The 26,096-nt window shown below is 34.1% G+C and carries 33 protein-coding genes; 8 read left to right on the forward strand and 25 right to left on the reverse strand.

Annotated features, from left to right (window positions below; translation table 11 throughout):
- Positions 1-97 precede the first annotated feature (97 nt).
- The gene (gene pepF, locus V6E76_RS08080; protein WP_247352054.1) at positions 98-1,903 is read right to left on the reverse strand and encodes an oligoendopeptidase F; all 1,806 of its coding nucleotides are present in this window, start codon (positions 1,901-1,903) and stop codon (positions 98-100) included.
- A gap of 129 nt (positions 1,904-2,032) precedes the next feature.
- On the opposite strand from pepF, the gene V6E76_RS08085 reads away from it, so the two are divergent.
- Together V6E76_RS08085 and V6E76_RS08090 are read left to right on the forward strand one after the other, a co-directional pair.
- Complete coding sequence (locus V6E76_RS08085) at positions 2,033-2,359, forward strand: DUF2651 family protein (protein WP_247352053.1); 327 nt, start codon at positions 2,033-2,035, stop codon at positions 2,357-2,359.
- 60 nt (positions 2,360-2,419) lie between these two features.
- Positions 2,420-3,094: a hypothetical protein gene (locus V6E76_RS08090; protein WP_247352050.1), complete on the forward strand. Its 675-nt coding sequence runs from the start codon at positions 2,420-2,422 to the stop codon at positions 3,092-3,094.
- 59 nt (positions 3,095-3,153) lie between these two features.
- Here the strand turns inward: V6E76_RS08090 and V6E76_RS08095 are convergent, their stop codons facing one another.
- The 9 genes from V6E76_RS08095 to V6E76_RS08135 form a co-directional block, all read right to left on the reverse strand.
- Positions 3,154-3,510 (reverse strand): YflT domain-containing protein, encoded by a 357-nt coding sequence (locus V6E76_RS08095; RefSeq protein WP_026866266.1) that lies wholly within the window; start codon positions 3,508-3,510, stop codon positions 3,154-3,156.
- A 189-nt stretch (positions 3,511-3,699) separates the two neighbouring features.
- Positions 3,700-4,005, reverse strand: a complete 306-nt coding sequence (locus V6E76_RS08100) for a hypothetical protein (protein ID WP_247352048.1) — start codon at positions 4,003-4,005, stop codon at positions 3,700-3,702.
- 106 nt (positions 4,006-4,111) lie between these two features.
- On the reverse strand, positions 4,112-4,453 hold the full coding sequence (locus V6E76_RS08105; RefSeq protein WP_247352046.1) for a hypothetical protein: 342 nt from the start codon (positions 4,451-4,453) through the stop codon (positions 4,112-4,114).
- A 27-nt stretch (positions 4,454-4,480) separates the two neighbouring features.
- Complete coding sequence (locus tag V6E76_RS08110; protein ID WP_247352044.1) at positions 4,481-5,038, reverse strand: DUF6036 family nucleotidyltransferase; 558 nt, start codon at positions 5,036-5,038, stop codon at positions 4,481-4,483.
- A gap of 94 nt (positions 5,039-5,132) precedes the next feature.
- Entirely contained in the window at positions 5,133-6,380 is a 1,248-nt protein-coding gene (locus V6E76_RS08115) for a peptidoglycan bridge formation glycyltransferase FemA/FemB family protein (RefSeq protein ID WP_247352042.1), read from the reverse strand.
- 23 nt (positions 6,381-6,403) lie between these two features.
- On the reverse strand, positions 6,404-7,666 hold the full coding sequence (locus V6E76_RS08120) for an aminoacyltransferase (RefSeq protein WP_247352040.1): 1,263 nt from the start codon (positions 7,664-7,666) through the stop codon (positions 6,404-6,406).
- 273 nt (positions 7,667-7,939) lie between these two features.
- Entirely contained in the window at positions 7,940-9,187 is a 1,248-nt protein-coding gene (locus tag V6E76_RS08125) for an aminoacyltransferase (protein ID WP_247352038.1), read from the reverse strand.
- A 178-nt stretch (positions 9,188-9,365) separates the two neighbouring features.
- Entirely contained in the window at positions 9,366-9,641 is a 276-nt protein-coding gene (locus V6E76_RS08130) for a helix-turn-helix domain-containing protein (RefSeq protein ID WP_247352036.1), read from the reverse strand.
- 23 nt (positions 9,642-9,664) lie between these two features.
- On the reverse strand, positions 9,665-9,829 hold the full coding sequence (locus tag V6E76_RS08135; protein WP_247352034.1) for a hypothetical protein: 165 nt from the start codon (positions 9,827-9,829) through the stop codon (positions 9,665-9,667).
- Between the two features lie 196 nt (positions 9,830-10,025).
- On the opposite strand from V6E76_RS08135, the gene V6E76_RS08140 reads away from it, so the two are divergent.
- Both V6E76_RS08140 and V6E76_RS08145 read left to right on the forward strand, forming a co-directional pair.
- Positions 10,026-10,655 (forward strand): helix-turn-helix transcriptional regulator, encoded by a 630-nt coding sequence (locus V6E76_RS08140; RefSeq protein WP_499797765.1) that lies wholly within the window; start codon positions 10,026-10,028, stop codon positions 10,653-10,655.
- Entirely contained in the window at positions 10,655-10,996 is a 342-nt protein-coding gene (locus V6E76_RS08145; protein ID WP_247352029.1) for a hypothetical protein, read from the forward strand. Before V6E76_RS08140 ends, V6E76_RS08145 begins: the two co-directional genes overlap by 1 nt.
- Before the next feature lie 66 nt (positions 10,997-11,062).
- Here V6E76_RS08145 and V6E76_RS08150 read toward each other — a convergent pair whose 3' ends face one another.
- The 4 genes from V6E76_RS08150 to V6E76_RS08165 all read right to left on the reverse strand — a co-directional run bounded on the left by V6E76_RS08150 (position 11,063) and on the right by V6E76_RS08165 (position 14,303).
- Positions 11,063-11,638, reverse strand: coding sequence for a hypothetical protein (locus tag V6E76_RS08150; RefSeq protein WP_499797767.1), 576 nt, complete (start codon positions 11,636-11,638; stop codon positions 11,063-11,065).
- Between the two features lie 106 nt (positions 11,639-11,744).
- Positions 11,745-13,139 (reverse strand): hypothetical protein, encoded by a 1,395-nt coding sequence (locus V6E76_RS08155; protein WP_247352025.1) that lies wholly within the window; start codon positions 13,137-13,139, stop codon positions 11,745-11,747.
- Complete coding sequence (locus V6E76_RS08160; RefSeq protein ID WP_247352023.1) at positions 13,099-13,440, reverse strand: hypothetical protein; 342 nt, start codon at positions 13,438-13,440, stop codon at positions 13,099-13,101. The genes V6E76_RS08155 and V6E76_RS08160 overlap by 41 nt, the downstream gene beginning before the upstream one ends.
- A gap of 35 nt (positions 13,441-13,475) precedes the next feature.
- Entirely contained in the window at positions 13,476-14,303 is an 828-nt protein-coding gene (locus tag V6E76_RS08165; RefSeq protein ID WP_247352021.1) for a hypothetical protein, read from the reverse strand.
- Positions 14,304-14,429: 126 nt separating this feature from the next.
- Between V6E76_RS08165 and V6E76_RS08170 the strand changes: the two genes are divergently transcribed.
- Complete coding sequence (locus tag V6E76_RS08170; protein ID WP_247352019.1) at positions 14,430-14,813, forward strand: hypothetical protein; 384 nt, start codon at positions 14,430-14,432, stop codon at positions 14,811-14,813.
- A 51-nt stretch (positions 14,814-14,864) separates the two neighbouring features.
- Here V6E76_RS08170 and V6E76_RS08175 read toward each other — a convergent pair whose 3' ends face one another.
- The 4 genes from V6E76_RS08175 to V6E76_RS08190 all read right to left on the reverse strand — a co-directional run bounded on the left by V6E76_RS08175 (position 14,865) and on the right by V6E76_RS08190 (position 18,049).
- Positions 14,865-15,119, reverse strand: a complete 255-nt coding sequence (locus V6E76_RS08175; RefSeq protein ID WP_247352017.1) for a hypothetical protein — start codon at positions 15,117-15,119, stop codon at positions 14,865-14,867.
- Between the two features lie 104 nt (positions 15,120-15,223).
- Positions 15,224-15,775 (reverse strand): GNAT family N-acetyltransferase, encoded by a 552-nt coding sequence (locus V6E76_RS08180; RefSeq protein ID WP_247352015.1) that lies wholly within the window; start codon positions 15,773-15,775, stop codon positions 15,224-15,226.
- A 35-nt stretch (positions 15,776-15,810) separates the two neighbouring features.
- A complete protein-coding gene (locus V6E76_RS08185) occupies positions 15,811-17,082 on the reverse strand; it encodes a Y-family DNA polymerase (RefSeq protein WP_247352013.1) in 1,272 nt (423 codons plus the stop codon).
- A 142-nt stretch (positions 17,083-17,224) separates the two neighbouring features.
- Positions 17,225-18,049, reverse strand: coding sequence for a hypothetical protein (locus tag V6E76_RS08190; protein WP_499797768.1), 825 nt, complete (start codon positions 18,047-18,049; stop codon positions 17,225-17,227).
- Positions 18,050-18,456: 407 nt separating this feature from the next.
- On the opposite strand from V6E76_RS08190, the gene V6E76_RS08195 reads away from it, so the two are divergent.
- Positions 18,457-18,552, forward strand: coding sequence for a type I toxin-antitoxin system Fst family toxin (locus V6E76_RS08195; RefSeq protein WP_152023464.1), 96 nt, complete (start codon positions 18,457-18,459; stop codon positions 18,550-18,552).
- A gap of 53 nt (positions 18,553-18,605) precedes the next feature.
- On the opposite strand, the gene V6E76_RS08200 is transcribed toward V6E76_RS08195, so the two are convergent.
- The 4 genes from V6E76_RS08200 to V6E76_RS08215 all read right to left on the reverse strand — a co-directional run bounded on the left by V6E76_RS08200 (position 18,606) and on the right by V6E76_RS08215 (position 20,127).
- Positions 18,606-18,854: a hypothetical protein gene (locus V6E76_RS08200; protein WP_499797770.1), complete on the reverse strand. Its 249-nt coding sequence runs from the start codon at positions 18,852-18,854 to the stop codon at positions 18,606-18,608.
- Positions 18,855-18,923: 69 nt separating this feature from the next.
- A complete protein-coding gene (locus V6E76_RS08205) occupies positions 18,924-19,271 on the reverse strand; it encodes a DMT family transporter (protein WP_247352009.1) in 348 nt (115 codons plus the stop codon).
- Positions 19,272-19,281: 10 nt separating this feature from the next.
- Positions 19,282-19,590, reverse strand: a complete 309-nt coding sequence (locus V6E76_RS08210) for an SMR family transporter (protein ID WP_247352007.1) — start codon at positions 19,588-19,590, stop codon at positions 19,282-19,284.
- Positions 19,591-20,127 (reverse strand): TetR/AcrR family transcriptional regulator, encoded by a 537-nt coding sequence (locus V6E76_RS08215; RefSeq protein ID WP_247352005.1) that lies wholly within the window; start codon positions 20,125-20,127, stop codon positions 19,591-19,593.
- A gap of 178 nt (positions 20,128-20,305) precedes the next feature.
- Between V6E76_RS08215 and V6E76_RS08220 the strand changes: the two genes are divergently transcribed.
- Positions 20,306-21,559 carry a YeeE/YedE family protein gene (locus tag V6E76_RS08220; RefSeq protein WP_247352004.1) on the forward strand — a complete coding sequence of 418 codons (1,254 nt, stop codon included), beginning with the start codon at positions 20,306-20,308 and terminating at the stop codon, positions 21,557-21,559.
- 36 nt (positions 21,560-21,595) lie between these two features.
- Here the strand turns inward: V6E76_RS08220 and V6E76_RS08225 are convergent, their stop codons facing one another.
- The 3 genes from V6E76_RS08225 to V6E76_RS08235 form a co-directional block, all read right to left on the reverse strand.
- On the reverse strand, positions 21,596-22,054 hold the full coding sequence (locus V6E76_RS08225) for a YdcF family protein (protein WP_247352002.1): 459 nt from the start codon (positions 22,052-22,054) through the stop codon (positions 21,596-21,598).
- Between the two features lie 272 nt (positions 22,055-22,326).
- Positions 22,327-23,289, reverse strand: a complete 963-nt coding sequence (locus V6E76_RS08230) for an LCP family protein (protein WP_247352000.1) — start codon at positions 23,287-23,289, stop codon at positions 22,327-22,329.
- 142 nt (positions 23,290-23,431) lie between these two features.
- A complete protein-coding gene (locus tag V6E76_RS08235) occupies positions 23,432-24,892 on the reverse strand; it encodes a VWA domain-containing protein (RefSeq protein ID WP_247351998.1) in 1,461 nt (486 codons plus the stop codon).
- Positions 24,893-25,107: 215 nt separating this feature from the next.
- Between V6E76_RS08235 and V6E76_RS08240 the strand changes: the two genes are divergently transcribed.
- Positions 25,108-26,076 carry a DUF1002 domain-containing protein gene (locus V6E76_RS08240; RefSeq protein ID WP_247351996.1) on the forward strand — a complete coding sequence of 323 codons (969 nt, stop codon included), beginning with the start codon at positions 25,108-25,110 and terminating at the stop codon, positions 26,074-26,076.
- Positions 26,077-26,096: the final 20 nt, after the last annotated feature.

The following is a 26,096-nucleotide window of genomic DNA, read 5'->3' on the forward strand; positions in this document are numbered from 1 at the left end:
CTTTTCGCGCCAGTGTGACCCGTTCATTGGCGCGTAACAATCCTTATAAATAATAAAAAGTATGAAATCCACTTATAGGATTTCATACCTAAATAAATTATTTACCGATTTCCTCAGTCAACGCTTCTAATTGATCAACGAGTTCTCCGATATAGGCAATTGTATTTTCTAATGGTTCAGAAGTTGTAATATCAATGCCGGCCATCTTCGCTAATTCAACTGGATTTTCTTTCCCACCTGTCTTCAGTACATTTAACCAATCATCAATTGCTGGTTGACCATCGTTTAAAATACGTTTGGACATTTCTGTCGCAATCGTTAGTCCTGCTGAATAAGTATATGGATATAGTCCCATATAGTAGTGTGGTTGACGCATCCAAGTCAATTCGGCCCCCTCAGTGATTTCAACATCTTCACCCCAGAACTTCTCAATGACTTCACGTTTTAATTGATTGAGCGTCGATGCAGTAACCGTCTCATAATTATCAACAAGTTTATACACTTCTCTTTGATAGGCTGCCTCAAGTAGGTGAGTAACAAAGTTATGATAGTAAGTTCTTGAAATAATTGAACTGATTACCCAACGCTTAAAGGCTGGATCTTCTGAATTCTTCAGTAAGTGATTGGCCATCAACATCTCGTTCATCGTACTTGGCGCTTCGATAAAGTACATCGATGGTCTTGTATCAAAAATATTTTGTGCACGGTTCGCATTATAGAAGTGACCCGCATGTCCTAATTCATGGGCTAAGACAAATACTTCTTCCATTAAAGAGGACCATGAGATTAAAATATACGGATGACTGCCGTATGGACTAGAGCAGAAAGCACCTGTCGATTTCCCTTTATTTTGAACGAAGTCAATCCAACGTTCATCATAGGCTCTGTTGATCATAGCTGTATAATCTTCACCCATAATACCAAGGGCATCTAAAATATATTTACGTGAATCTTCTACACTAATCTCAGGCTCTGATTCTGGATCTAATGGAATCTTTAAGTCTTCATATTTCATAGTGTCTAAGCCGTGGACATCTTTTAATAATTTCGCATAACGACGCATATGTGGGGCTAATTTTTCTGTAATCGTATCAATCTGTCTATCGTATAATTCACGGTCGACTTTTTGTTTGTGTAAAAGATAATCAATCACAGAGTCGAAACCACGTAAGTCTGCTTCTGCTTTTTCCTGTTTTAAGTGAATATCATAAGTTCCTGCTGTCGTTTCTTGGTATTGTCTTAACGATTCAGAGAATTTTTTGAATGCTGCTCTACGAACTTCCTTATCTGGATTAGACTCTAAACCACCTTCAAATGCTAGATAGGATAAAGAATATTCCTCACCATTAGCAGTAAAGGTACCAAAATCAATGTCTAGTAATTTTGTTTTCTGATATAAATCATATGGTCCTGCAAATACAGAAGAGAAAGAGGCGAGTGCTTTTTCTACATTTGCATCTAATTGATAGGGTTTAGAACGCAATAAATCCGCTATAAAGTGTGCGTATTCTGGCTGTGTATCCCCAATCTCTTTAAGGAAAGCATCATCTTTTTGGAGTAGTTCGCTATCTAAAAAGCTCGTTTTTGAGCTTAAGTCTGTTTGTAAATTCCCTGTTAATCCACCGAGTTTTTGTGCATCGGCATCACTTCTATCTTCAGATAATCGAAGGTTGGAGTATGTACCAATTAAAACTGTTGTCTCTAAAATTTTGCGATAATCGTCAATGGCTTTAATTGCATTTTCTACCGAATCAAGTTTTCCTTGATGTGAAGTTTGAAACGCATCGATTTGCTTTCGCGCTTTTCCAATTGCGTCTTGGCAAGCGTCATCATTCTTAAATATTACCGACAAATCCCATGTGTAATTCACATCGACGTCTGAACGATGCTGTAATTCTGACATTAAATCATCTCCCAATATTATTCCTTTGTTTCTATATTAGTATTATACATAAAATTTTGAATATTGTATAACTTACGATAAATGAATTATTTTTATAAAATCGGGTATATATTTCTGGAGGTGAGAATAGTGGTTGATGATGTACAGTTTTATATTTATACACTTTTAGCAGTCATTGTTTTAAGTATACTTGTCGGATTTTTACCTAAAAAATACTATATTATGCCAATTATCACTATTGTCGTGATGGGCGCATTGGCATTTATTCTGCCTAACTTCTATTCAAATCTTGAATGGCAACCACTTTTAGGATATGCAGTGTTCTTAGCTGTTTTATCGTTAATTATTTCTGTATCTATGTGGGTGGCGAAGAGAAATAGAAGAAAAGCTAAAGAGGTTAGAGAAGCAGAAAGAGTAGTGAGAGAATCCAAGGAAGAGAAAGCCCGTAAACGCTGATTTTTCAGTGTTTATGGGTATTTTTCGTGGCTATAGAAATTTTATAAGAGGGTGTTTTCAATGCTTGGTTTAACTAAGAAAAGTAGACGACGTAAGCAGATGAAGAAAGTAAAAGAGGGCGATGGTCATCTTTTAAAGCCTTATAAAATTTGGAATATATTTACGCATTCGTTGTTTCACTTAGAAATTACCAATAAAGCGGATGGGAACACGACTTACTATGCCTTAAAATCTAGATATTTTTCAGAAGAACCTTCTGTAGACCTGTATAAAGAAGGAAGACATATTGCTTTTTCTAAACTCCCAGCTGTATTTCCAGTTGATGATGGCATGATCGAAGTTAAAAATAGTACGAGTGGTATTAATAAAATTAATTATGTTTCTGATCAAGATGCAGTCTTTTCAGTCTATCCTGATAAAAACTCGGTAAGAGGATTTAGAAGAGGGTTTCATCAGCGGTTTCCAGTCATCAGTAATTTTATAGGCATCTTAGCAATAATTATCCTGTTGATTTCTTTAGTGTTGACCGTGCTTCAACTAACAGAAACACTGACAGAAATTCCGTGGGTAGCTGAAAATATTGGAAAATTTACATCTCCGATTTCTCTATCATTCTGGGGTAATTTTGCTGTCGCGATTATTGCGGCAACTGCTGCAACCGAACGTGCATTTATGTTAAAACGGCATTGGCTGATTGATATAGAGGCAGGTAGCGGCTTCACAGGAGAACAATAAAAACTTAATCTAACAAAAAAGCCATATCCCAAAAAAGTAGGGGATATGGCTTCAAATTTTTATCCAATTAGTGCTTCTAAGTCTACACCATATGATTCAGTGACAATTAGGAATACTGCACCTTTGTCTAATTCTGCTTCATATTCTGACGCTTCTTCTTTAGAAAAACCAATGCTTTCGAATTTATTTCTTAATTCGTCACCTTGTTTTTCAAAAGTTGATTTAACTGCGTCGGCTAAACCTTGTTCTTTTGCGCCAATCGTGTTGGCTTCAGCATTTTTTGCAATACGATCTGTTCGATCGTCATCATGTGTTAATACATAGATATTTTCTTTATCAATCTTGTTTGATTTTAAGATATTGATATCTTCCTGAATTCTTTCATCGTCATGATAAACTTTAAAGAATGGTGCCATATTTATAACCTCCTAAAATATTATCAATCATCTTACATATATTATTTATCCGAAATATAGATTATAAAACATCATATTCACGTGAATAGGGGCTCTATTCTGATAAATATATAACTTCCTATAATATATGTTATGTAAACTTTAATATGGATTTTAAAAGAGAGGGATTAAATATCTTAAAATTAACACTTAATCCCATTCTTCATACAATTGCATATCTTTTATTCTTTCAAAGTCATCATGATCTACTGAAAATGTTTTCTCATCTGAGTTTGCAATACTATCACTTACAGTGAGTTCATCAATTACATCGTACAATGACTCAATCTCATCTAAGGCAAATTCGTATTGTGCTTTGCTCATTAATACACCAGCTAATTGATCTCCATCCATGACATGTACAACGCGTTTTTCTTTCTTTGCGGTCTCAAATGCACGATTCGGCTGTTCTTTTAGTTCAGCAAGTTCAATATTAATTGGTTGCGATGAATTCAAAATAATACCTCCTTATAGATATTCAGTGTACATTTACCCGATAAACAATGTTTTAGTCTATTTTTATAAAAAAATCGATATTCAAAAAATTGAATATCGATCAAATTCATTTTTTCACTAATGTTAAAGTGATTTGTTTATTAGCTTTCTTTCTTTCATTTACTTTTTTTCTAAAGCTATCGGTTTGATTTTGTCTAGTTTTAAGCTGCTTAAATGTTACGTTCAATAATTTGGCAACATCCTTATTCCTATCCAAATCTTCATTTTTGAGTTCTTTAGTAACCAGTTCTAAAGAACTCTCTCTGTTTGAAAATACTTCCGGTGAATGCACATGGCTTAATACTTCCAATGACTTTTCAACAGTCACAAAACGGTATTTAGTACCATAAAGTTTAAACATGTGATATTCATCTAAAAGTACATCTCTCATCATTTGATTTGTAACCATGGATCCACCTCCGTATCTTATCTGTAATTATATACCCTTTTCCTCTAAAATCCTATCAAATTGATGATAATTTAAATCTGGTGAGCCTAACATTAAAGTATAATCCTTATATTCATCTACTAGTTTACGTAATGTATCCTTATCACAATGTAAAAGAAGATCTGTCTCTGTTAAATCCTGTAGATCCTTTCCTCTTTTACTAAATATCTTTGTACATGCTAATAACTCTATTTTAGGAACGAATACTTTCAGGTTTTTAAAGCCCTCTTTATTAACTTCAAATTTCTCTCCCACCGAGAAATCTTCTTGAGGAGGAACTTCTACAATACCACTTATTATATCAACTTCATATCTTCGTAAAATCGATTCAAAAATCTCTCTATTCGGAGTACTTAAAATTTCTATATCAATGTCTTTAGTGGACCTAAAACTACTATCGTATTGTTCCAGTAGAATCGCTAAAGCTGCACCACCTAAGATTAATATTTCTGCTGACACAGCGCTTTCGCCACACGATACATCTATTTCAATGAGTTGGTTAATAATCTCATCTGTATTCGACATATTTTTGCCATAGGCTGCCATCAGATTTCCTCCTCTTTTTTATACAAAGAAATTTCAGACATATTCCATCAAGATAATTACTTAAAAACCAGAACTTTTCAGTCCTGGTTTCATGCTATATCTTGCCTAATTTTTTGGCTAATAAGTAGACAGGCTTGTTAAATACCTTATCAAATGTGCCTGGAAGTTCTTCTATATATGGTGTGTAACCGCGTTTAAATCTGTAAACCCCGTAATCCTTGGAGTTTTCTGTAAAGTCTCCAGTTAAACCGAAGAAATTAAAGCGTTTTAAGCCCAATTCTTTCGCCTTTTTAATCATTTCCCAAGTGGCAAAGTTCGTACCTTTAAAGAAGGATAATTCTGGATAACTACCACTAAACAGATAAACCATCTCTTGATTATTGTAATAATACATACCAACCGATAGATCGAGTTCTGTACCGAATTCTGATTTGAAGCTTTCCATTTTTTCTATACGCTTATCTTTACTTGCCAATTGTTCTTTGTGTTCATTAATGCGTTTTTTCTCACGTTTTGTTGCTGTACCATTTGCTGTCTTTTCTTCAATTTCAGCGATATTATTAAGTTCTTCTTGGCGTTCTCTTTCTAATTGAGTAAGATATTTATCCACATTGACATGGGTTAAGACTAAAAACATACGGTCTTTTAAAGTGTTTAAGAGATTTTTAACCTTCTCTCTTGGCACTGGATCAAAACCGATTCTTTCCTCTGTTTCCTTATAAATGTCAATAAACTTATCGTACTGATCTTCTTCTAAAAGTCTCAGTTCTAAAGGCATAAGCTCAGTTTGACGGGTATTGTAGCGCGTCGTCGTATCCATCTGTTTTAAGATGTCATCAAGCGGCTTATCCACATCAATAACTGCTTGATATCTCAGTAGTTCTTCCGTGATCAGCTCTGTTGTAAAACCGTGATGGTTATAGCCTAATTCCTCATAGATTTTAATAATATTGTAATTATTTCGGCTATCATCTTCTAGAATGTTACCGTCATGGTCACGCATTTGATAGACCGTATATGGTGAGTGAATCATCTGTAGTGCACCATTTTTCTTTGCATACTGGTCAATTTCTTTTAAGAAAAATTCTAATTTGTCATTAGAAAAATCTTTTAATAAAGGCCCAGTATGGGATGTAAATAGCCTAAATTTCTTTAGGACAGATGTCGCACTCAGCATGGCTACGCCTATGACCGTTTCATTGTTAAGAAGCCCTAACAGATGGGTCTCATTAACCTTAGAAATGTAATCATAGAACATTTCGTCATGAAAATAGTGCATGTGACCATCATAATCCTTAAGAAATGTTTTAAATTCTTGTTCTGATATTGGTTTTACTTCCATTTCTGGACCAACCCTTCTCTATTTTACTTATTGAGTCCGAGTTTTGCTTTCACTTTATAAACGTTGTGTTGGAATGGTGCAATGACTTTTACAAAGTCACCTACAAGTTCTTCAATTTCAGCGTTAAATCCACGCTTAAATCTATACACACCATAGTCCTCCCCGTCTTCTGAGAAGTCCCCGCTGACACCATAGAAATTATATCTGTCGATATTATTGTCTATGCAATACTTCATCATTTCTAAGTGCATCTTGTATGGCCCAACAAACTGTGGATACTCAGACGTACTCGCTCCTGAGTTATAAACGAGTTCGTAAGGTGTTTCGAAGTAGATTCCAGCAGCAAGATCTAAGACGTTACCTTCCTTGTCATGAATGACTTTGGCATCTTCTAAATCTTTCGTTAAGTTTGCTACTTGTTTTTCTAACTCTTTAATCTTATTGAGTGTTTTATCGTTTTTGTTTTCTTTAGCTTGCATAGTAACTAAGCGACCTTCAACATCTTCTAATTCACTTGTTAAATTCGAGACGTATTTGTCTAGCTCAATATAAGCATATGGAATTAAAACCTTGTCTCCATAGGCTTTTTTAAAGTTAGAGAAATAGCGTTTTGGATCAGGGTGTGTAAAGAATCCTTGACGCTCAGATGTGTCAGCATAAAGCTTCACAAACTTATCAATCTCATCTACTTCTAAGAACCTAAGCTCTACGCCATACTTTTGAACCTTTTTCATATTGCGTTTACGTTGGGAATCGAATGATTTAATGAGTTCCTGCTCGTTATTAAATGGAGACATATCTAAGACACTCATCCAACGCGCTTGAGATGTTTTAGAATAGCCACGTGTAAAGCCTTCATGTGCATAACCAAGAGATTCTAAAAGCTCGATGACATCATCTTTTGGTTCATAGTCCGTTTTTTCATTAACGTCCTTGTCGTACTTTTTGTATATCCAGTTTGGATCGACTTTAACGTAAGAACATTTATTTTGACTTAAATAATCCGTTAAACCTTCAAAGAAGAATCTAACGAGGTCGAGATTGTGGTAATCTAAGACCGGTCCACGGTTAGAGTAATAGAAATATTTACCCATTACCGTTGGCTGCAAGGTGAATAGACAAGCAGCAATGACTTTGTCACTATCGTCTTTCACACCGACTAATTTTACCTCTTGCCTATCCATTTCACGGTTCTTTTTATTTTCTATCATCTGGAAGAAGGCTGACTCATGCCCTTCCTCTATAAAAGATTGATATTCCTCATCAGTAAGTTCCAAGAATTTCATAATTTCACTCTCTCTTAAAAGTCTTCTTTTAATCAATAAAATATTTTACCTTCTTATATGCTTTAATTCAACTATATCACAGTATGGCGTAAGTTTTAGCATGATAAAGTGCTGTTTAGTGGACAGTGCCGCATGACATCTGCCTGATTATCTTGTTTAGTGGACAATGTCACGGCACATCTGCCAAAATAACTATCTTATAGGTCAATGAGAGCCATCTACCGGTAAACAAGAATAAAAAGCCTAATCATCTTTCTGATTAGGCTGTCTATCTTATCCTCTTATTTTGTTAATTGCTTGATAGGCTTTATAAGCTGGTCCGTTGATTGGCTTAATGAAGTCTCCGATGTACTCATTAACGACCGCATTAAAGCCTTTCTTAAATTGAATCACGCCGTAGTCTTCGGCATTTTCAGTGAAATCTCCACTGATTCCATAGAAGTTGTATTGGTCTATACCTTGGTCTAATGCATATTTAATCATAGTCCACTGGATGAGATATGATCCCGCAAAGTGTCTAAAGTCATTGTCTGTACCACCGGAAAGATAGGTCACTTCGTGTGGTGTGACAATGAAGTAGGCACTGGATAGTGGCAATTCTTTACCATGTGTCTGTAGGAGTTCTTCCCCTTCTTGTAACTTCGCATCTATGTTTTCAATTTGTTCTGTTAGATTCTTAATTTTGTTTTGATTTTTCTCGTTGTCTGGATCTCTGTCTAAGGCTTTTTGTGCCTTATCTATATTCTTTTGCATCTTAGCTTTGTCATTAGCAATGGACTCAGTATAGTCTTCAAGGTCTACGTAAACCATAGGAATTAGCACTTGGTCTTTAAAGTACTTCTTACGGTCAATGTAAAAGCTGTCATCTCTATCAAAGAAGGCTTTCATCTCTGATGTATCTTTCATAAATTTACGGAAGATATCAATGTTGTCTAGGTTTAAATATTTAATGTGTAGACCATGTTTTTCAGCCTTCTTAATGTTTCTTCGTCTTAGGTTATCCATGTCATCAAAAACTTGTTTTTCGTCTTTATCTGTTAAATTTAAGACAGAATGCCAACGCACTTGCACAATCGGGTCGAAGCCGTTTCTAAAGCCGTCATGATTATAGCCGAGTGCTTTAAAGTTATCGAAGATATAGTCGTTTTCCATACTTTCAATAATCTCGCCTTCGTGATTACGTTTGTTAATCACTTCATAAGGGTCGACTCTAAGATATAACACTTTTTTAGGTTTTAAGAAGTTTGTGAGACCTTCAAAAAATGTATTGAATACCGCTTCATCACTATAATCTAAAACCGGTCCTCTGTTTGTATATGCGTATTTAAAAACCTTCATTACTGGTGTTAAAGTGACTAAACACGCTGCCTTTACTGTGTCTTGATCTTTAACACCGACTAAATAAGTCTCGATGCCACTGTCTACTTTTAATTGGTAGTTCTCTTCAGTTTGAGTGAAATGACTGAAGTTCTCTCTCGTAAAGTCATTAAACTCAGCTAAACTTAATTCTGTAAATTGCATAATGGCACTCCCGTTCATCAATTCTTAATCTCTAATATAGTAACAGATTTCACAAGTAGTTTCATCTCAAAGCAAAATCAATTTTACCTTATTAAAAGAATTCCCTAAAATCGCTAAGTTTAGGCATAATTTTAGTCGATAAAAAGCTGTTATCTGTATGAAAGATAACAGCTAAAATTTAGACTAAAGTCATTTTAATTTCTTTGTTTACTGCATTTGCTAGCTTATTTAATGTGTGAACTGTAGTATTCACTTGCGCGTTCTCTATACGAACAATCGTTGACTTTGGTACACCTGACTTATCTGCTAACATCTGTTGAGATAATTCGTATTTTTCTCTCAGTTCTACGACCATCACTGCAATTTTTAGGCGTATATGTTCTTCTTCGAAGTTATCTTTTCGCTCTGGACTGGTTACTATAACGAATTTTTTAATCTCTTCCATTCTAGTCATTGGATTACCTCCAAATATAACTTCTACGTTTCTTTTAAGGCAATTTCTCTAATCATTTCTTTAGTAATATACTGATTTGAGTTAATTAAATCAAATATCCGCTGCTGTTTTTCTTTAGATATTGTCATACCTTCTAGTTCTAAATTCTTAACGATTTGCTTATTCGTTTTTGAGTCTATGGTTAGCATATCAATCGACTCCTTTACTACTTAATTATACCACGTTCATTCTGATACCCTTATATTTATGCTTTTCAAAACGAAATCCAAAAGTTTCGCCCATTTAAGCGAATTATATAAAATTCGCTTTTTTAGGCTAATTGTTATATACTATCCTTACTAGTTTAAGGAGATGGTTCCTATCTTATCTATGTTGATTATGGATGTGTCTAATAGTACAAAGGCCCCAAAAGAGATTTATGATCATCTTGCTTTTATTGAAGAAAAATTACAAGAATTAAATACAGATCAAAATAGAATATATGTTAATTATCGCATGGGGGATGAGTTATTCATACTCTCTGATACGGAGTATTACACTGCTCTCTTATCACTTTACGTCAAAGTTCTATGGCCCGCTTCGGACTTTCCTTTAAAGTGTAGCTTCCATAGTGTGGATATTCCTTTTCCGGAGGGTAATCCTGAGCATTGGAATCATCCGTCTATAAAAACAGTTCGTGAGTCGCTTCAATCTATAAAGAAATCGAACATGCAGGATTTTGCGAGTCCGCATATGACAAAGGGTATAGAAATTTCCTTAATGTATGCGACGGATATCTTTAGAGATTTGACTGAAAGTCAGCAAGAAGTGATGCAGTATTATCTAACGGGTATGAGTCAAAAGGATATTGCAGCAAAGACAAATAAGTCTGTGGCGACAATTTCTAAACATGTCCAACTGTCACGGGTGAAACAATTAACTGAGATTATTGATTATGTAAAATCTACCTATTCACTTAACTCAGAAGCGCTTGTAGATCAGCTCCGTGATATAATCGGGTCAGGAGGAAAATAATGGTACTATTAATTATGATTGGTATTACTCTGTATATAATTAGCGGTGGCTTGATAAAAATCATCCTGGAGATTTTATCAGGTGAGAAAAATACAGAAACCGACCGTATTGGAATGACGATCGGCTACTGTGAAAGATTATTAACGATTGCATTTGTGATGTTGAATCAATATACAGCCTTAGGACTCTTAGTTGCGGCTAAATCTATTCTCCGCTTCTCTGGGGATAAATCCAGCGAGTCTGTTAGAAAAGAAAGTGAATATGTTTTAGTTGGGACAATGTTGTCGCTGGTCTTTGGTATAGTGAATGGATTGATTTTTATGTTTGCTTTTAAGATTTAAATTGATATCAACCTGATTATATAAGTTAAATACAGACCAAGGCTCTTATATGATTGAGACATTAGTTTAGGACTTAATCCAGTCTCTATCCATATTTAATTCTTTACTGTCCCATCCATCTTGTATCTCGAAAATTTTAGATTCTACTTTCTTATTTTTTGAAGTATAGTATGTTAAATATATAGAATCAAATTTAGCATTCATGTCAGTCTTGTTAAAGATATAATATACTTCATATTGTTGTATAGATTCTGGAGGTAGATTAAATGAATACGAACCATTATTACCTAGATATATAATCTCTGACCCTTTTTCAATGTAATTACTTTGAGTTGCTATATCTACTTCCTCAGTAGAGTTGTAAAGAGCCAAATTAACATTTCTTATAATTTGATTAACTTCTTTATTATTGTGAATCTCTAGCCAAAGTGGGATTGTTAATTGGTTTTTTCTTTCCTTAAACGATGCTAACTTCCCATCATGTTTACTATACACGTGTTTATAATATACAGATATTTCACCTCTCCGTTTTAAATATCTGTATATTAATTGTTGTAAAAAGTATATTAATACTGCGCTAACTAAGGTAACTATTGCTCCAAACCCAACATACGTTAATTGAAACAGATTTTCCTCACTCATACATACTTTCCCCTCTTCATAAAGATTTTTGAGATTAAATACAATGGCTACATTAACCACAATATTTAGGCTCTTCTCAATTATTCACTTTGCTAATTAATTAGTATTAACTGATTAAATATTGATTAATCAGTGACCTCATTCTGTACTTAAATATTTCATCTTTCGATTTTTCTATCTTTTCTTCAAAGAAATCCACTGCATCTTTTTTAATGTCTCTACGTTTGTCACTTAGCTGATTAATAGCACTTAATAACAAATGACAATATGTCCAATGTTCTTCTTTGATTTCTCCATAGGGAAGAGGAAAATACCATTCGTTATTTTTCAAATTACTTAAAAACTTTTGTTCTTCATCTTTATACTCGTAATAAATGAGTAATCTATGAAGATCTTTCAGATTTTCAAACACATCAATTCTATTTAATAATCCTTTGTCCCTATTCATTATTAATTTCTCTGTTATTTTTTGATTATATTTTTTCAAATACTGATAATTTAAATTATCCAAGACATTAACAATAAATTTAGATTGTTTTACTAACAAAATATTATGAGGTAACACCTCATAATAATCTATGAAATTTGTCTTATTAAATATCCAATCCACTATGTCACATGCATCGTGTTTAAAGTCTAATTTAGTTTGTTCAGCAATATAAGCTAATTCGTCTAATCGTTTTAAAAAACTATGTAGTGAAATATATCCTTCACCTCTGTCAGTGTACGAAGTGATATCAGTTATCTCTTTCATTAATTCTTTTTCCGACATAAATAATGGAATTTTTTCAAAATTATTAGCTTCAACCTGTTTTTTCACTTTCACTAATTTTTCCTCTCTAATTTCTCCTGTCATAAACCAACTTAGTAAAATCGATGTGAGGTTTTTCATCATATCATTATTTAGTTTATTTCCAATAATATAACTGTTTATATATTCAAATCTATTCTCCGGTTTTTCATAATGCCTCTTTGCTGATTTTCTCATGCTCTCCTTCTCAATTTTGTCTATTTTTACTAATTCTTTCTTGTGCTCAACCACAAATAATATGACTGCACCACATATTAAATATAAATCTTGCTTGTTAAATTTATGACTATATTCAATGTCACTATTTTTCGTTTCTATTTCATCTATAAAGTATTTAACTTTTTCCATTGTCCGTAAATTTGTCTTTGAATTCTCGTGATAAATTGGTTTAATACTATTCCATATTTCATTTCCTAGTATATTCTCAGGCGCTCCATTAGAATATGATGTGATCTCGTATATTCTATCAATAGATTTTTCTGAATACGCATTAAAAATATCCTTTTCATTCTCTGGTAAATTATCAATAGATGAGACTAATATAACTCTTATAGATTTACCACTGGTTAAATAATCTACTAATCCTAATACCTCTTTAATATCTAAGCTCTCGGTTCTTCTTTCCAGATCATCAAATATTATTATTCTTTTATTTCCCTCTAAATTTTTTTGTATTTTTTTTAAGTACATCTTTTACTATAGGAACTGAGATACTAAAACCAAATTGAGAGTACTTTAAGTCTCCAGCAATGTTTAATAATTTCTCTGTATTCCCCCTAAACTTTGAAACGATTTGATAGTATATTTCTTCATATACGTCATTAATTTCTTTCTTACCAAATAGTGAAATATATATATAGTGTTCATTCTCTTTAACCGCTTCCAAAATATGCTTAGTTTTACCAATTCCCCATGATCCGTTAAATAGTACTTTTTTGTATGGAAGTGAATCTAAATCATCTAACATTTCTTTAATCTTACTAGCTTCCATTTTTTTATTTCTCCTTTTTTACAAGTTAAATCTATCTATTGATATTCCCATAGTATTTTCTGCCATTCATTTTGTGCTTCTTGGTCACCGGAGACTTCGAAGTCTTTGTCCGTTGGAATTCCACCATCTTTTGTCCCATCATCTGCGTACTCACCGAAACCTGCTGAAAATGCCATATTTTCTTTAGGTGCGATTAACTCGTATACAACACCATTATCTACAAGAATATATTTATGAATGTTAGTTTCTGGTACAGCTATATTACTATATCCTTCAGCAGTCCCTGGAACTCTGTCTAAGTCGTCCGTACCAACTATACCGCTTGATGGTTGATAGAATGCGACGCCTCCAATTATATGCATATCAAAATGGTCAAAACCTGGATTATTAAAATCTTGAACTTGTGCCTCTCCATCTGGTGTATTTGCATACCAATCGCCCGATCCTGCAGCACCATGTGTAAAGAAGAATGGAGTAACAGCCATACCACCTATTTCTGCACGTTCCACTGCCCAGTTGTAAAATTCATCATTCATTGCCTGTTTTTCTTCCTCACTGAATTCATGAGCGGTAAATTCTGGAGTCTCTGCGACTTCACCATTATTTTCTTCGACCTCAGTTTCTGTTTCAGATTCAGTCGGTTCTTCTTCTACTTGTTCTACCTCTTCGTTTTCTTCTGTAGCTTCTGATTCTGTTGATGCTTTTTCCTCAGCTATGTCTGTCTCTTGATCAGCAACTTCGTCATCTTCAACTTCTTGAGTATTTTCTTCAGAGTTCACAGCTTCCTGATCTTCTGTACCTTCATTTTCTCCACTACATGCAGCAAGCATAAGCACAACAACTAGACTTCCTATACGCTTCATTACCTTGTTTGCCTCCATTTTCTTTACTGTTTTCCTATCCCGAAATAGGGTATTTGTATATAAAAATCACGTTATTAATTATTAGCCTAAACTACTATTAATAAACTTTTAATAGGATGATGTTATATGAATAAATACTTAAGGATAATAGTACTAATTTTGGCAACTGGTGTTATCATTCTCGACTTCTACTCTAGTGTACTGCCTATAAATTTAAATAGGTCTTTCGTTCTCGTAATTATTTTAGGATTAATTGGACTGTCGATTTTTGTAAGTTCTCGTCAGACTGAGTATGAAGGCTTAAAAGAAACTTATAAATTCCAAATAAATTCTACTTTCTATGTTTTAGTATTAGTAGTTATATTAAATATCGTATCCCCTGGTGGTAGTGAGAGTGTTTTTAGAATCAATAATATAGTCTTTTGGATTTTAATTTTACTTTCTTTTGCAGATGCATATAAAACTAAACAGCGATTAAATAATTATGACTCTGAAAATATAAAGACCTGACTTTCAATACTGAAAATCAGGTCTTATTACATATAATCATCTAGCCTAGTTTTATAAAAATAGTATTCTTACTAGGAATATTCCAATAATATTAATCCCTATCGTAAAGAGACTTAATTTTTTAGCGCTTCCCTCACCTGTTTTGCTGATGAGTAAAATTACGACACTTAAAAGTGCTAAAACGATTGCGTTGTAGAATGGTAAGCCTAATGGTGATAGGTAAATATTATTTGGTTGATTGGCTGCAAATGTAGTAATCAAATATATTAAATTGATGATAGATAATATCAATATCGTAATCCGCATATCATCACTTCCTTACTGTCCCTCTATCTCTTATAATTACCTTTCCGGTCTTTATTAAACCTAAAGAGGATAAAATAGAAGAAGGGGGTCAACTTTTTAAATTCTTAAACATGAGTAAAATCATAGTACATTAAAAAACCTTGGCTATCTGGGTCTTCTGATAACTCTAGGAAACCATTTTTCTCGTAAAACTCTTTTAATCTTTTCGACTCATTTAACTTATTCTCTTTTTCCGACTCATATGCTGAGGCTTGTAGGATAATACAACCCATATCAGCAATCTTACCCCACTTTAATATTTCTTTTAATATTTGCGAACCAATAACTTTATTTCTGTGATTTTTGTTGACATTCATCATACCAATTACCATTAAAGATCCCCAGTTCATTCCTTCAATTTCAAAATCATTATCATCAATTTGTGGCTTAAGATACTCATATATACTTAATGCATCATTTACAGAATCAAACACATCAAATAAATTCGTCTCAGTCAAGTTGTATATATTCATTATAGATACTGTAAAGAACCCTATATCTTCATATGTGTCATCATCATTATAGCTTCTAATCTTTCCTTTACCTTCAATAATTTTTAAATCTGTATTGACCTGTGTATTTAATTCCATAGATACATAAGTGTAATCATCTTTCATATGTACACTCTCCTTCAATTTTTTAAATTGTCCCTCTACCTTTTATGCCCCGCTATCAAACCTTCTCTCAATTTTAAGGTAGAGGCTTCTGTACAGCTAATCGCCCGCATAATAGACAGTTGTCCATATTTTTCTTTTAGAGCGTCTATTGTCTTCATTAGGGCTTCTTCTCTTAATAATTTGTCTGGGTCTTGAAAGAGTGAAATCTGCTTGGCACTGTCTGGTATAAAGTTCGATAGTGAGACTGAGATGGTTCTGTAAAGTTCATAGGGATCGGCGATTCTGTTGATGTGTTTCCAAACCAATTTCATAATATCCATTTCATTGTTAGATCCTTCTTTAATGGTAAATTGCTTTCTATATATATGACCGTCTTTGGTACCGAGTGTAAAAGCGACGGTTCTTGCAAGTTGTTTCATCAAACGCATTCTATGGACGACTTCATCGATATGTTCAAATAAAACTACATAGGTTTCTTCGAATTGGTAATCTCTCATAAGTATTTGGCTCTTCGCAATGGATGGTGAATGGACGACGTGCTTGTTGCTAATCTGACTAAAATCAATGCCGTTAGCATGTAAGTGCCAGTCTACACCAACAATACCGAAGTCTCTTTTTAAATGAGTATGGGGATATTTTGCTAAGTCTCCTATAGAAAATATGCCACGTTGGTTGAGTTTCTTTTCACTTCTGTGGTTAATGCCCCAAAACTTACTCAGTGGTTTAATATTCCATAGTTTGTCTGGAACATCTTGATAACGCCATTCTGTGATACCGTCCGGCATGTGCTTGGCTTCAATATCTAAGGCAACTTTACTGAGCAACATGTTATCTCCGATACCAATGGCAGAACCAATCTTTGTCTTTTCATAGATTTCATCTTTTATAAGTTTAGCAAGTGCTTTTGGACTATCTGCAAAGAGTTTGTAGCTGTGTGTGACGTCCATAAAGAACTCATCAACTGAATACTGATGAAAATCTTCTGGCGCAACGTATTTCAAAGCAATTTCTGTAATGCGTTTGGTGTAATCTAGATATATTTTCATAGATGGATTGATGATATAAATATCGCTTCTTGAAGGAATTTCAAATAATCTAGATCCTGTTTTAATGCCAATCTTTTTTAATTCTGGAGTTGCTGCGAGTACAACAGAACCAATACTTTTCGTATCTCCGACGACGGCGAGTTTTACCTTCATAGGATCTAAGCCTTTTAATATACAAGATACACTGGCGAAGAAGCTTTTTAAATCTACACAGAAGATATGACGCTGTGGACATAGATTATAGTTATATAATTGATACATTTAGATCCTCCTAAATCGAACATATGTTCTATTTTAGCATGAATCTAAATTTATTGTTGAGTTATAACACTTATATTTTTTTAGAAAATTGATTCTAAGAAACATATAAAGCAGAGATTTTTTATAGTAAAAAAAAGATGCATTAATCTGCATCTTCTAATCCAAACAAATCTTCTGGAGTAAGTTTTCTATCTATGATTCTGTATAAAAGTATTTCATCCTCTGTAAGTAAACCACTATAAATGTCTTTAATAGTTGTTTGTAATTTCGGTCTACCATAAAAATATTCCATTGAGTTTTTAACAAGCATGGTCGATATATTAAGAGGGCCTTGGAATTGATGAACCCATCCCTTAGTACCTTCATCAGTCATTCTTTCTAACAATTCATTGTATTTGTACAGTTTTTTAATTGAATTTTCCGTTCCATCTTTAGTATTAGAAAATATATCTGTTTCTTTAATGGCTTTGTCAGTTGCGTTTAGAAAAATCACTTTGTTTTCATCATTACATTTAATGTAATAAGCTTTAATATCATCATCATTCATATGATGTAACCCAAATTGACCTCTAAAGTTATTGAATTTAAGGGCTAGTTCATTTTTAGCCTGATTTTTTATTTTTCGCATAGCTGATGCATTAAAGTGTTCCAAAGCATTTATATTGTTTGTATTTTTATTTTTTATAATTTCAACATAAAGATCTTCTTTCAGTCTTATTAGCTCGAAAAACTTCTGCATTTCAAGGCTTTCCTTGTTACTTTCATTTGTCTTAGAAAATTCATCTGTGTGTTTTTGCATTTCTTCACGTTGTTCTTCTAAAGCTTTTCTGTTAAGTTTTAAATCTTCTCTTTGCAAAGAAAGATCAATGTTTTGTAAAATTGCTGTAGATATTAACATAATAAACGCTGCAAATGATGTATACATCTCAGTAGGAAATCCTTCTATTGTAAACACACCAATAAGCAAGACAATTATTGAGAGAACGATACCAATAATAAGTATCCACCACTTACCTACCCTTTTATAAAAAACAACTTTTTCATTTTCCTTATTCAGTTGTTAACACCTCCAAACAATTAATACCTATAACATACCATAATAGATACATATAAATAATGATGGTGAATTTTAACTCCGATTAAAAAACCACCAAACGCTCTTCCCAGCGTTTGGTGGTTCGTGTGAAGTCATGTACACTATTTTTGTTACCTATAATTTAACATATGCAATATAAAATTACCAGTTTGAAACGTTTCTTTATGAGACTTAAGGAAAGTTCTATTTATATATCGAACATACGTTCTATTTTTGTTATAATTATTATATCGCCTATTCTTCCCGGGCTAAATATGTTCCGGGAGGGGGTGGAGTTCATGGACGCTATTTTTGTATATTTTGTTGGACCGGTCATCGTAGGATGTATCGTCCAACTGTTCAAGCACTGGCTTGAATTACAAAGGAAAGATTAGGCGATAAGCACTAAAAGCCCCGAGTTGTTCTTCCCAGCAACTCGGGGTTAGTGTTAGATAAGGGTTAGTAGAATGAATAAAGGACCTGCTAAACCTAATAAGAATACTAGTGACAGTGATGATTCAAATTTTTCACTATCAGAAAGCTTTTTTAATATTGGATTAGCAATCACTCTAATCAAACTGATAAGCAATATGATACTAATAATGAAAATTAATCTATTGTCATTTAAATAGTTTATCACTAGAAAGAATACTAAAGAAAATGGTAGTCCGAGTAAAAAAGAATATAAATACTTCATCAATTCACTCCAGTCGTATAGGATCTAGTGTATATATACCACTACATAAATCGAGTAATCATTCATAGGTTAAACCACACAGTCAGCACGACTATCTTCTTTCTTAGACATGTTCATAATGACAACCCCGACTATAATAATAACTAGACCGCTAATATTGATTAGGGTAAGCACTTCATTAAATAAGAAGATACCGACTATGGCTGTACCGACTGTACCAAGTCCGGCCCAAACACTGTAAGCAATGCTTAGTGGTATACCTTTTAATGACATAACTAATAAGGTAAATGATACGGCGTAACCTATAAACATAGCAATTGTGGGGACTAGAACCGTAAATCCTTCAGATAGATTTAACATGGATGTTGCGAATACTTCAAATAGTATCGATGTGATTAATATTAAAAAGTGTTTCATAGTTCTCTCCTTATACTCTCATCAGCACAACACCGACAATAATTAAGATGATACCGATGAGTGCATTTTTTGTGATTTGTTCTTTGAATACTAAAAATCCGACCATGGCTGTGAATGCAGTACCTGCCCCACTCCAAACGGTGTAAGCAAAGCTTAATGGTAAGCTGATTAATGATAGTGAAAGTAAAAAGAATGCGAGTATATAACCGCCTGCAATTCCGACAATATAGAGTTTGTTATCACTTGTTGCTGTCAGTTTCATCATGGTAGTCCCGAATACTTCAGATAAAATTGCACCTAATAAATAAATGTATGGCATTTAATTCACTTCCTTTTCTAGTGACTGAATATAGTTTTTAACAACCGTCTCCATTTTCTCTTTGTATTCGCTACTGATGTTATAAGTTAAAGTGAACCAAATTCCATCACAAATCATTCTGAGTTCGAGTATCTTATTTTGATCCCCTTGATCATTTTCAAAAGCTTCATCCCATCGTTTAATTGTCTCTTCCCAGTAGGTTTTACTTTTCTTATCTTCGTGAGATGAAATGAAGACTGCTGGTAATAGAATATTCTCTTTTTCTGTTAGGTAATCCATGGTAGCCATGGCGTATGCTCTGGTGAATTGATATGGACCTGTTAAATTGGACATATAACCACGTAAGTTGTCCTCAAATTCATTGATGACTTTTTCATTCATTTTGTAGAGTAATTCTTCCTTGTTTTCAAAATGATAAAGTATGCCACCCTTGGTGATTTCTGAAGCTTCTGCAAGATAGCTCATGGTGAGTTTTTGAATACCTTCTTCGTTTACAATCTTTGCTGCATTGATGAGTAATTGATCTTTTTTCTTCATGTGTATACCTCTTTTAATATTTACTATACCAAACGTTCAGTAAAGTGAATGTAACATGAATTTTTCCGTAAAATCAAGAATGAATTTTAAATAAGTATCATTATTTTCTTTGACAAACATCCACTTCCCTCTTATACTGACGAAATCATAGTAAATAAGTAGGAATAGGAGTGAGTTCTTGGTTTCTAATATAAATACGGTAAGTAATTTTAACAATAATATTAAAACTCAAGTGAAAGCTTTAAATCCACCTCAAAAGAAGTTGATTATTGGTGGTGTCTTGGTGAGTTTGGTTTTATTTATATATTTAGCAATAACTCAAGATATGATTCAACCGATACTAATGATTATAGGTTTATTATTGGGTTATGCTTTGTTTCACTCTCGCTTTGGTTTTACTTCTGCTTTTAGACGATTGATGTCTGTGGGTAATGGTGAGGCGATTCGTGCTCACATGGTCATGTTGGCTACTGCAACCTTACTTTTCTCACCTATTTTAGCGTTTGGGATTTCATTTTTTGGCGCTGAGGTAACGGGTTATGTTTCTCCTGTCGGTGTGAGTTTAATTGTTGGTGCTTTTATATTTGGTATTGGTATGCAGCTTGGAAATGGTTGTGCCTCTGGTACTTTATTCAATATTGGTGCGGGGCGTTCGGTTATGTTTATTACCATAATTTTCTTCATTATTGGTACTACGATTGGTGCGGCGCATTTACCGTTCTGGACTGAAGATTTGCCTTCAATGGGACCATTCTCTTTAGCAACATCTACTAACCTTGGTTATGGTGGTGCCTTAATTGTTTCTTTACTTATTTTTGCCTTGATTGCTTTTATAAGTAAGGTAGTTGAGAGAAAGAAAAATGCACCTAGGGCAGCGACGGTTCCGTCTACTCATGGTTGGAAGAGAGTTTTTAGAGGGTCTTGGCCAATGATGGTGGCGGCTGTAGTATTAGCTGTGTTAAATGCTTTGACTTTAATGGTGCGTGGTGAGCCCTGGGGGATTACTTCTGCTTTTGCTTTATGGGGCTCTAAAATTGCGGAAATTCTTGGATTTGATGTAGCGAGTTGGGGATATTGGCAAGGTGAAGCGGCGACTGCATTAAATGCTTCGATCTTTGCTGATACGACGACTGTTCTTAATTTTGGTGTGATTTTAGGTGCCTTTATTGCGTCTGCTGCTGGTGGGTTGTTTAAATTCACTAAGATTAATAAAGGTAATTTTATGGCTTCTGTTATTGGTGGTCTGATGATGGGCTATGGTGCACGTTTAGCTTTTGGTTGTAATATTGGTGCTTATTTTGGTGGTATTGCTTCCTTCAGTCTTCATGGTTATATTTGGGGTATTGTTGCGATTGGTGGCACCTTCTTAGCTTTATATCTTAGACCTTTATTTGGATTGTCGGTTCCTAAGTCTAATGATTCGGTGTGTTAAAATTTAATCGATAAAAACCCAGTAAAAATCCTAACATCATGATTCGATGTTAGGATTTTGTTCGTCGTGATCGCTTTGATCTATAAAGTTGTAGAGTCCGAGTCGGTAGCCCCAGAGTTTGTAGAATTCACTGAACCAGATTCTTTTGGCATAACTTCGTTCGTGCCAGGCTTTACCGTCTGTGCTTGGGGCAGAAATGTATGATAAGTCAAATTTTCCATCGTTTACTCTATCATAAATCATTTTAGATCTTTTAAGATGATAGTCACTTGTAACGACGAGAGCACTGTCGAATTCGTATTCATCCATTAGTTTTAAGGTTTTTGTAGCGTTGGTATAGGTACTTGTTGCATTGTGTTCTTCAATAATTGCTGATTTGGGAATACCGAGTTCCATTGCGAATTCTATACTTTGGGGGTAAATGTTCTTTCTTACTGGTGAAATAATTACATAGTCTGCATAGTTATCATGATACAGTTCTGCAGCTTTTTGCATGCGTCCATTGTCTCCACCCCCGAGCACGATTATTACATCCGCTTTTTGGGTGTATCAGACTCACTATGGTTTATACTCTCAATCAATACAGCAAAAATCATTATTAAACATATACTTAGTATTATTACTACACCTTTTATTTTCATTGAGGTCTCCTAATATCGCTCAAATTATTTAAGTGCGTAATCATGGTATCATAAGTCCTAGAGAATTACAGATTAAAGTACTTATTAGGGTAATACATATATCTGAATAAATTATTAGAAATCCTCTTACTTACCATTTAAGAATTTCTTAAGTTCTTCACTATTCGTTTCAAAATCCATATCAATGACATTTCCAGTATAGCTGGTATCCATAAATTGATAAGTATTTTCTAAAGGTAAGGTCATTGAATCAATATCTTTGTCTCCTCTTACTAGGAAGCTAGCAATCATTCTGTACATTTCCTTATTAGACATTGATGTATCAACATAACCCATGCCTGTACCGATAATTTTAGGGAGTTTAACAACCCCGCCTACACTTACAACTTCATCTTTGATTGCAGAAAGGACTTGTTGCTGTCGTCTCACCCGTCCAAAGTCGCCTTCTTCGTCATTTCTAAATCGTGCATAGGCAAGTAAGTCCTGCCCATTTAATTGTTGAACTCCTTTATGAAGTGTCGTATCAATTTTTTCTGACATGTCCTTTTCAACATCAATTTCTATACCATCTGGGTTAATCACATCTACAGTATCGGTAAATGCTTCATAATCTACGGTCACATATTCTTCTACTTCTAGTCCAAAATTATGTGAAATGACTTCTCTTAAGAGTTCCATACCACCTAAAGAATAGACCGCATTAATTTTATAATTTTGATAGCCAGGTATCTCTACATAGATATCGCGCATGAGTGACACAAGCTTCATGTCTTTTTTCATATAATCATATTGTCCGATCATCACAACATCCGTACGTTCTGCACCTTCATCCATACGGTCTTTACCAACGATGAGAATTGTCTTTTTACCATCATTATTGTCCACTGGGTCAAACGTTTCTGATTCTGTTTCGACACCATTTTCTTTAGCAATATTTAAACCTGATCTATAGGAAAACACTATATATAGAGCAATAATTATTATTAAGGCAATTGCACCAAGGAATACAAATCCTCGTTTTCTAAGTTTTGTTTTCTTAACAGTTTTATATTCTTTCTTACCGGATCTTCTCATCTGCTCATTGTCCATTACTAACTGCCCCTAAACTTTTCTTAAGAACTAATTGTACGCCATCTTTCTTATATTATAAAGTGAAAACAGATTTAATCAGTCAACAAATTGCATACAAAAATCCCACTAAGTTTGTTGATTTAACTCAGTGGGACTATAGCTATTCTTCTGTGTCTTCTTTATATTCACTTTCAATTTCATCAAATTCTTGATTGACTGTTTCTTGGAGTTTTTCTCTTTCAGCCTCTACATCATCACTTGATTCGTCATAAGCTTCACTTAAGAAATCTCTCACTAAGAGATATCTCTCATCTGCCATTTCTCTAGCTTCAGGATATCGATACTCCTGGCTACTTCTTTGAGAAACATCATTTAAAACCCCGTTAATACTATTACTAACTGCGCGATTCGCTGTAGCTGCGTCATTGTAAACTTGTGTTTTGTCTAACATTTTGTCATTACTTGCTTGAGTTATATTTTTTAAGTTCTCATTCGACCAATCTCTATATTTTATAAATAGATTTAGCTTTTCTTGTTTTAATACTCTAGACAATTCATCTGGATTCGTTGCAGATAAGTACTCTCCACCGTTAGCTTCAGTAATATCAACCAATGATTGAACTTCATCATCTTGAATATCAAAACCAATAATATTTAACACTGTTTCGATATTCTCATCTTCAGGTAGATCTTGTACAGCAGCAACAGGGTCTCCATTACAAGTTTCCTGACCATCACTTACAACATATATTGTATGACTACCCGTCGCTTCACTATCTTCAATCACTTTCCCTACTTCTTCTATGGCAAGGGCAAGTGGTGTAAATCCTTCACTTCCATATTGACCTAGGGCATCATTGAATTCACTTTCATTATACTCACCAATTGGAAATGTTTCTTCAACTGCTGAACATGAATTATCTTCTTCACTACCTTCTTCTGAGAATCCGTAATTAATTAGACTCACTTGTGTACCATTCGGCATATCTTCAACAAACTGGTTAATTGATTCTTTAGCTGCATCCATCTTCGTCGTACCATCAATTTCATCTGCCATACTACCACTATTGTCCATTAAAATATATACATTATTTCTCATTGATAGCTCACCATCTTCAACTTTCAAACCACCAGGTTGATCTGTTAAATCAACAAGCTCAGCTGAAAAGTCCTGGAAATACTCGATACCTTCTTGCATATCTGGGTGACCACCAAGCATTTCAATTAATTTCTCATAGACCATTTCATCTGTTACATCACCATCGTTATCTTCTATGAATGTTGTTAACTCATCCTCAAGTTCTTCTCTAGAAGCATCGACCATTGTCCCCTCTTCTTCTTCAAGAACTGAGTCCAGAGAAATTTCGATATCTTCACCTATTTCACTTGATGAGTCTTCCTCATTGTTGTCTTCTGAATCATTTGAATCGTTTTCTGAGTTATTATCTTCATCATTTGATGATTCATCAGTACCCTCATCGGTATCCTCTGATTCATTCTCATCAGTACCTTCAGTTTCCTCTGTTTGATTCGTGTCTTCTGTCGATTCGTCTGTGCTACCTTCCGTTGTGCTGCATGCAGTAAGTATAAATAAGAGTCCCATCAGTAAAAATGCTCTCATCATTACACCCCTTGTAAATTTTCAATTTTAATATAAGTATATCCTATAATTATTATCTAAGAACAACGATTCTAAAATTTGTTTGTAAAAATTCTGTAAATTCCCTATCTGGATATTTCTATGAAACTTTCATTTTCCTTTAATAATTGCTTGGTAAAATGATTACAATGCTAGTTCTGTAGCATGAAAGATTAAAACAGTTGGGAGTTAACACAATGATTAAAAAACTACTTGTACTCACAGTCGTATCACTATCTGTATTGATTCCATTAACATCACAGAATATCAATGCAGCAAGTGAATGGGATAATGCTGTGACAGTATATGGTGCTGCTTTAGAATCTGATACGGGTTTACAAGAACAGACTGCAGATCTACTCGGCGCGAGTGATTCTGATATCATCGATTATGTATATAGTGAGGATGTCAGTCAGTACGTAAATCAAAATTATGACAATAGTGTCTTAATGTCGAGTATTCGTATACAACAAACGTCTGAAGGTAGTGGCTTAAATATAAATATTGATGAGTCACTGGGTAACATAACGATGATCTCTGAAGAAACTTATCAAAACGCCTTATTAACTTCAGGCATTACTGATGCGGATGTCACGATTGCGGCTGCTCAAGATGTAACTGGTGAAAGTGCCTTAGCTGGTGTTTACAAAGCATACACTGCTCAAGGTGAGGAGATTGACCCTGAGAAAACTCAAAATGCTCAGGATGAATTGGATGCTATTTCTGACATTACAAATGAGAATAGTAATGTAGAAGGCTTTACACAAGTTCAATTAAACAAAGTTATCACTGAAGTGAAAGTTGAGATCATCAACAACTTTAATGGTGATGTGAGTGAGGAACAAATTCGTTCGATTCTTGATGAGAAACTTGCAGAAAATGGTTTAGAGGGATTACTAAGTCAGGAACAAATCGATCGTTTAGTTGAAATCTTTAACAGCATTAAAGACTCAGGAATTTTCACAGGTGAAGAGGCACAGAGATTAGTGGATTCATCTGAAGATCTATTAAACAGAATTACGTCAAGTGATTCATTCCAAGATGCTAAAGACAGTGCATCTGAATTAGGCCGTGACATTGCGGACTCTGAAGAAGTCAATTCATTTATGGAAGCTCTCAGAAACTTCTGGGATCGTATCGTAGAATTCTTTAGAGGATTGTTCTAGAGGTAGCATAATCTAATAGA

The organism is Jeotgalicoccus huakuii, from assembly GCF_036665975.1.
GTDB classification, from domain to species: domain Bacteria; phylum Bacillota; class Bacilli; order Staphylococcales; family Salinicoccaceae; genus Jeotgalicoccus; species Jeotgalicoccus marinus.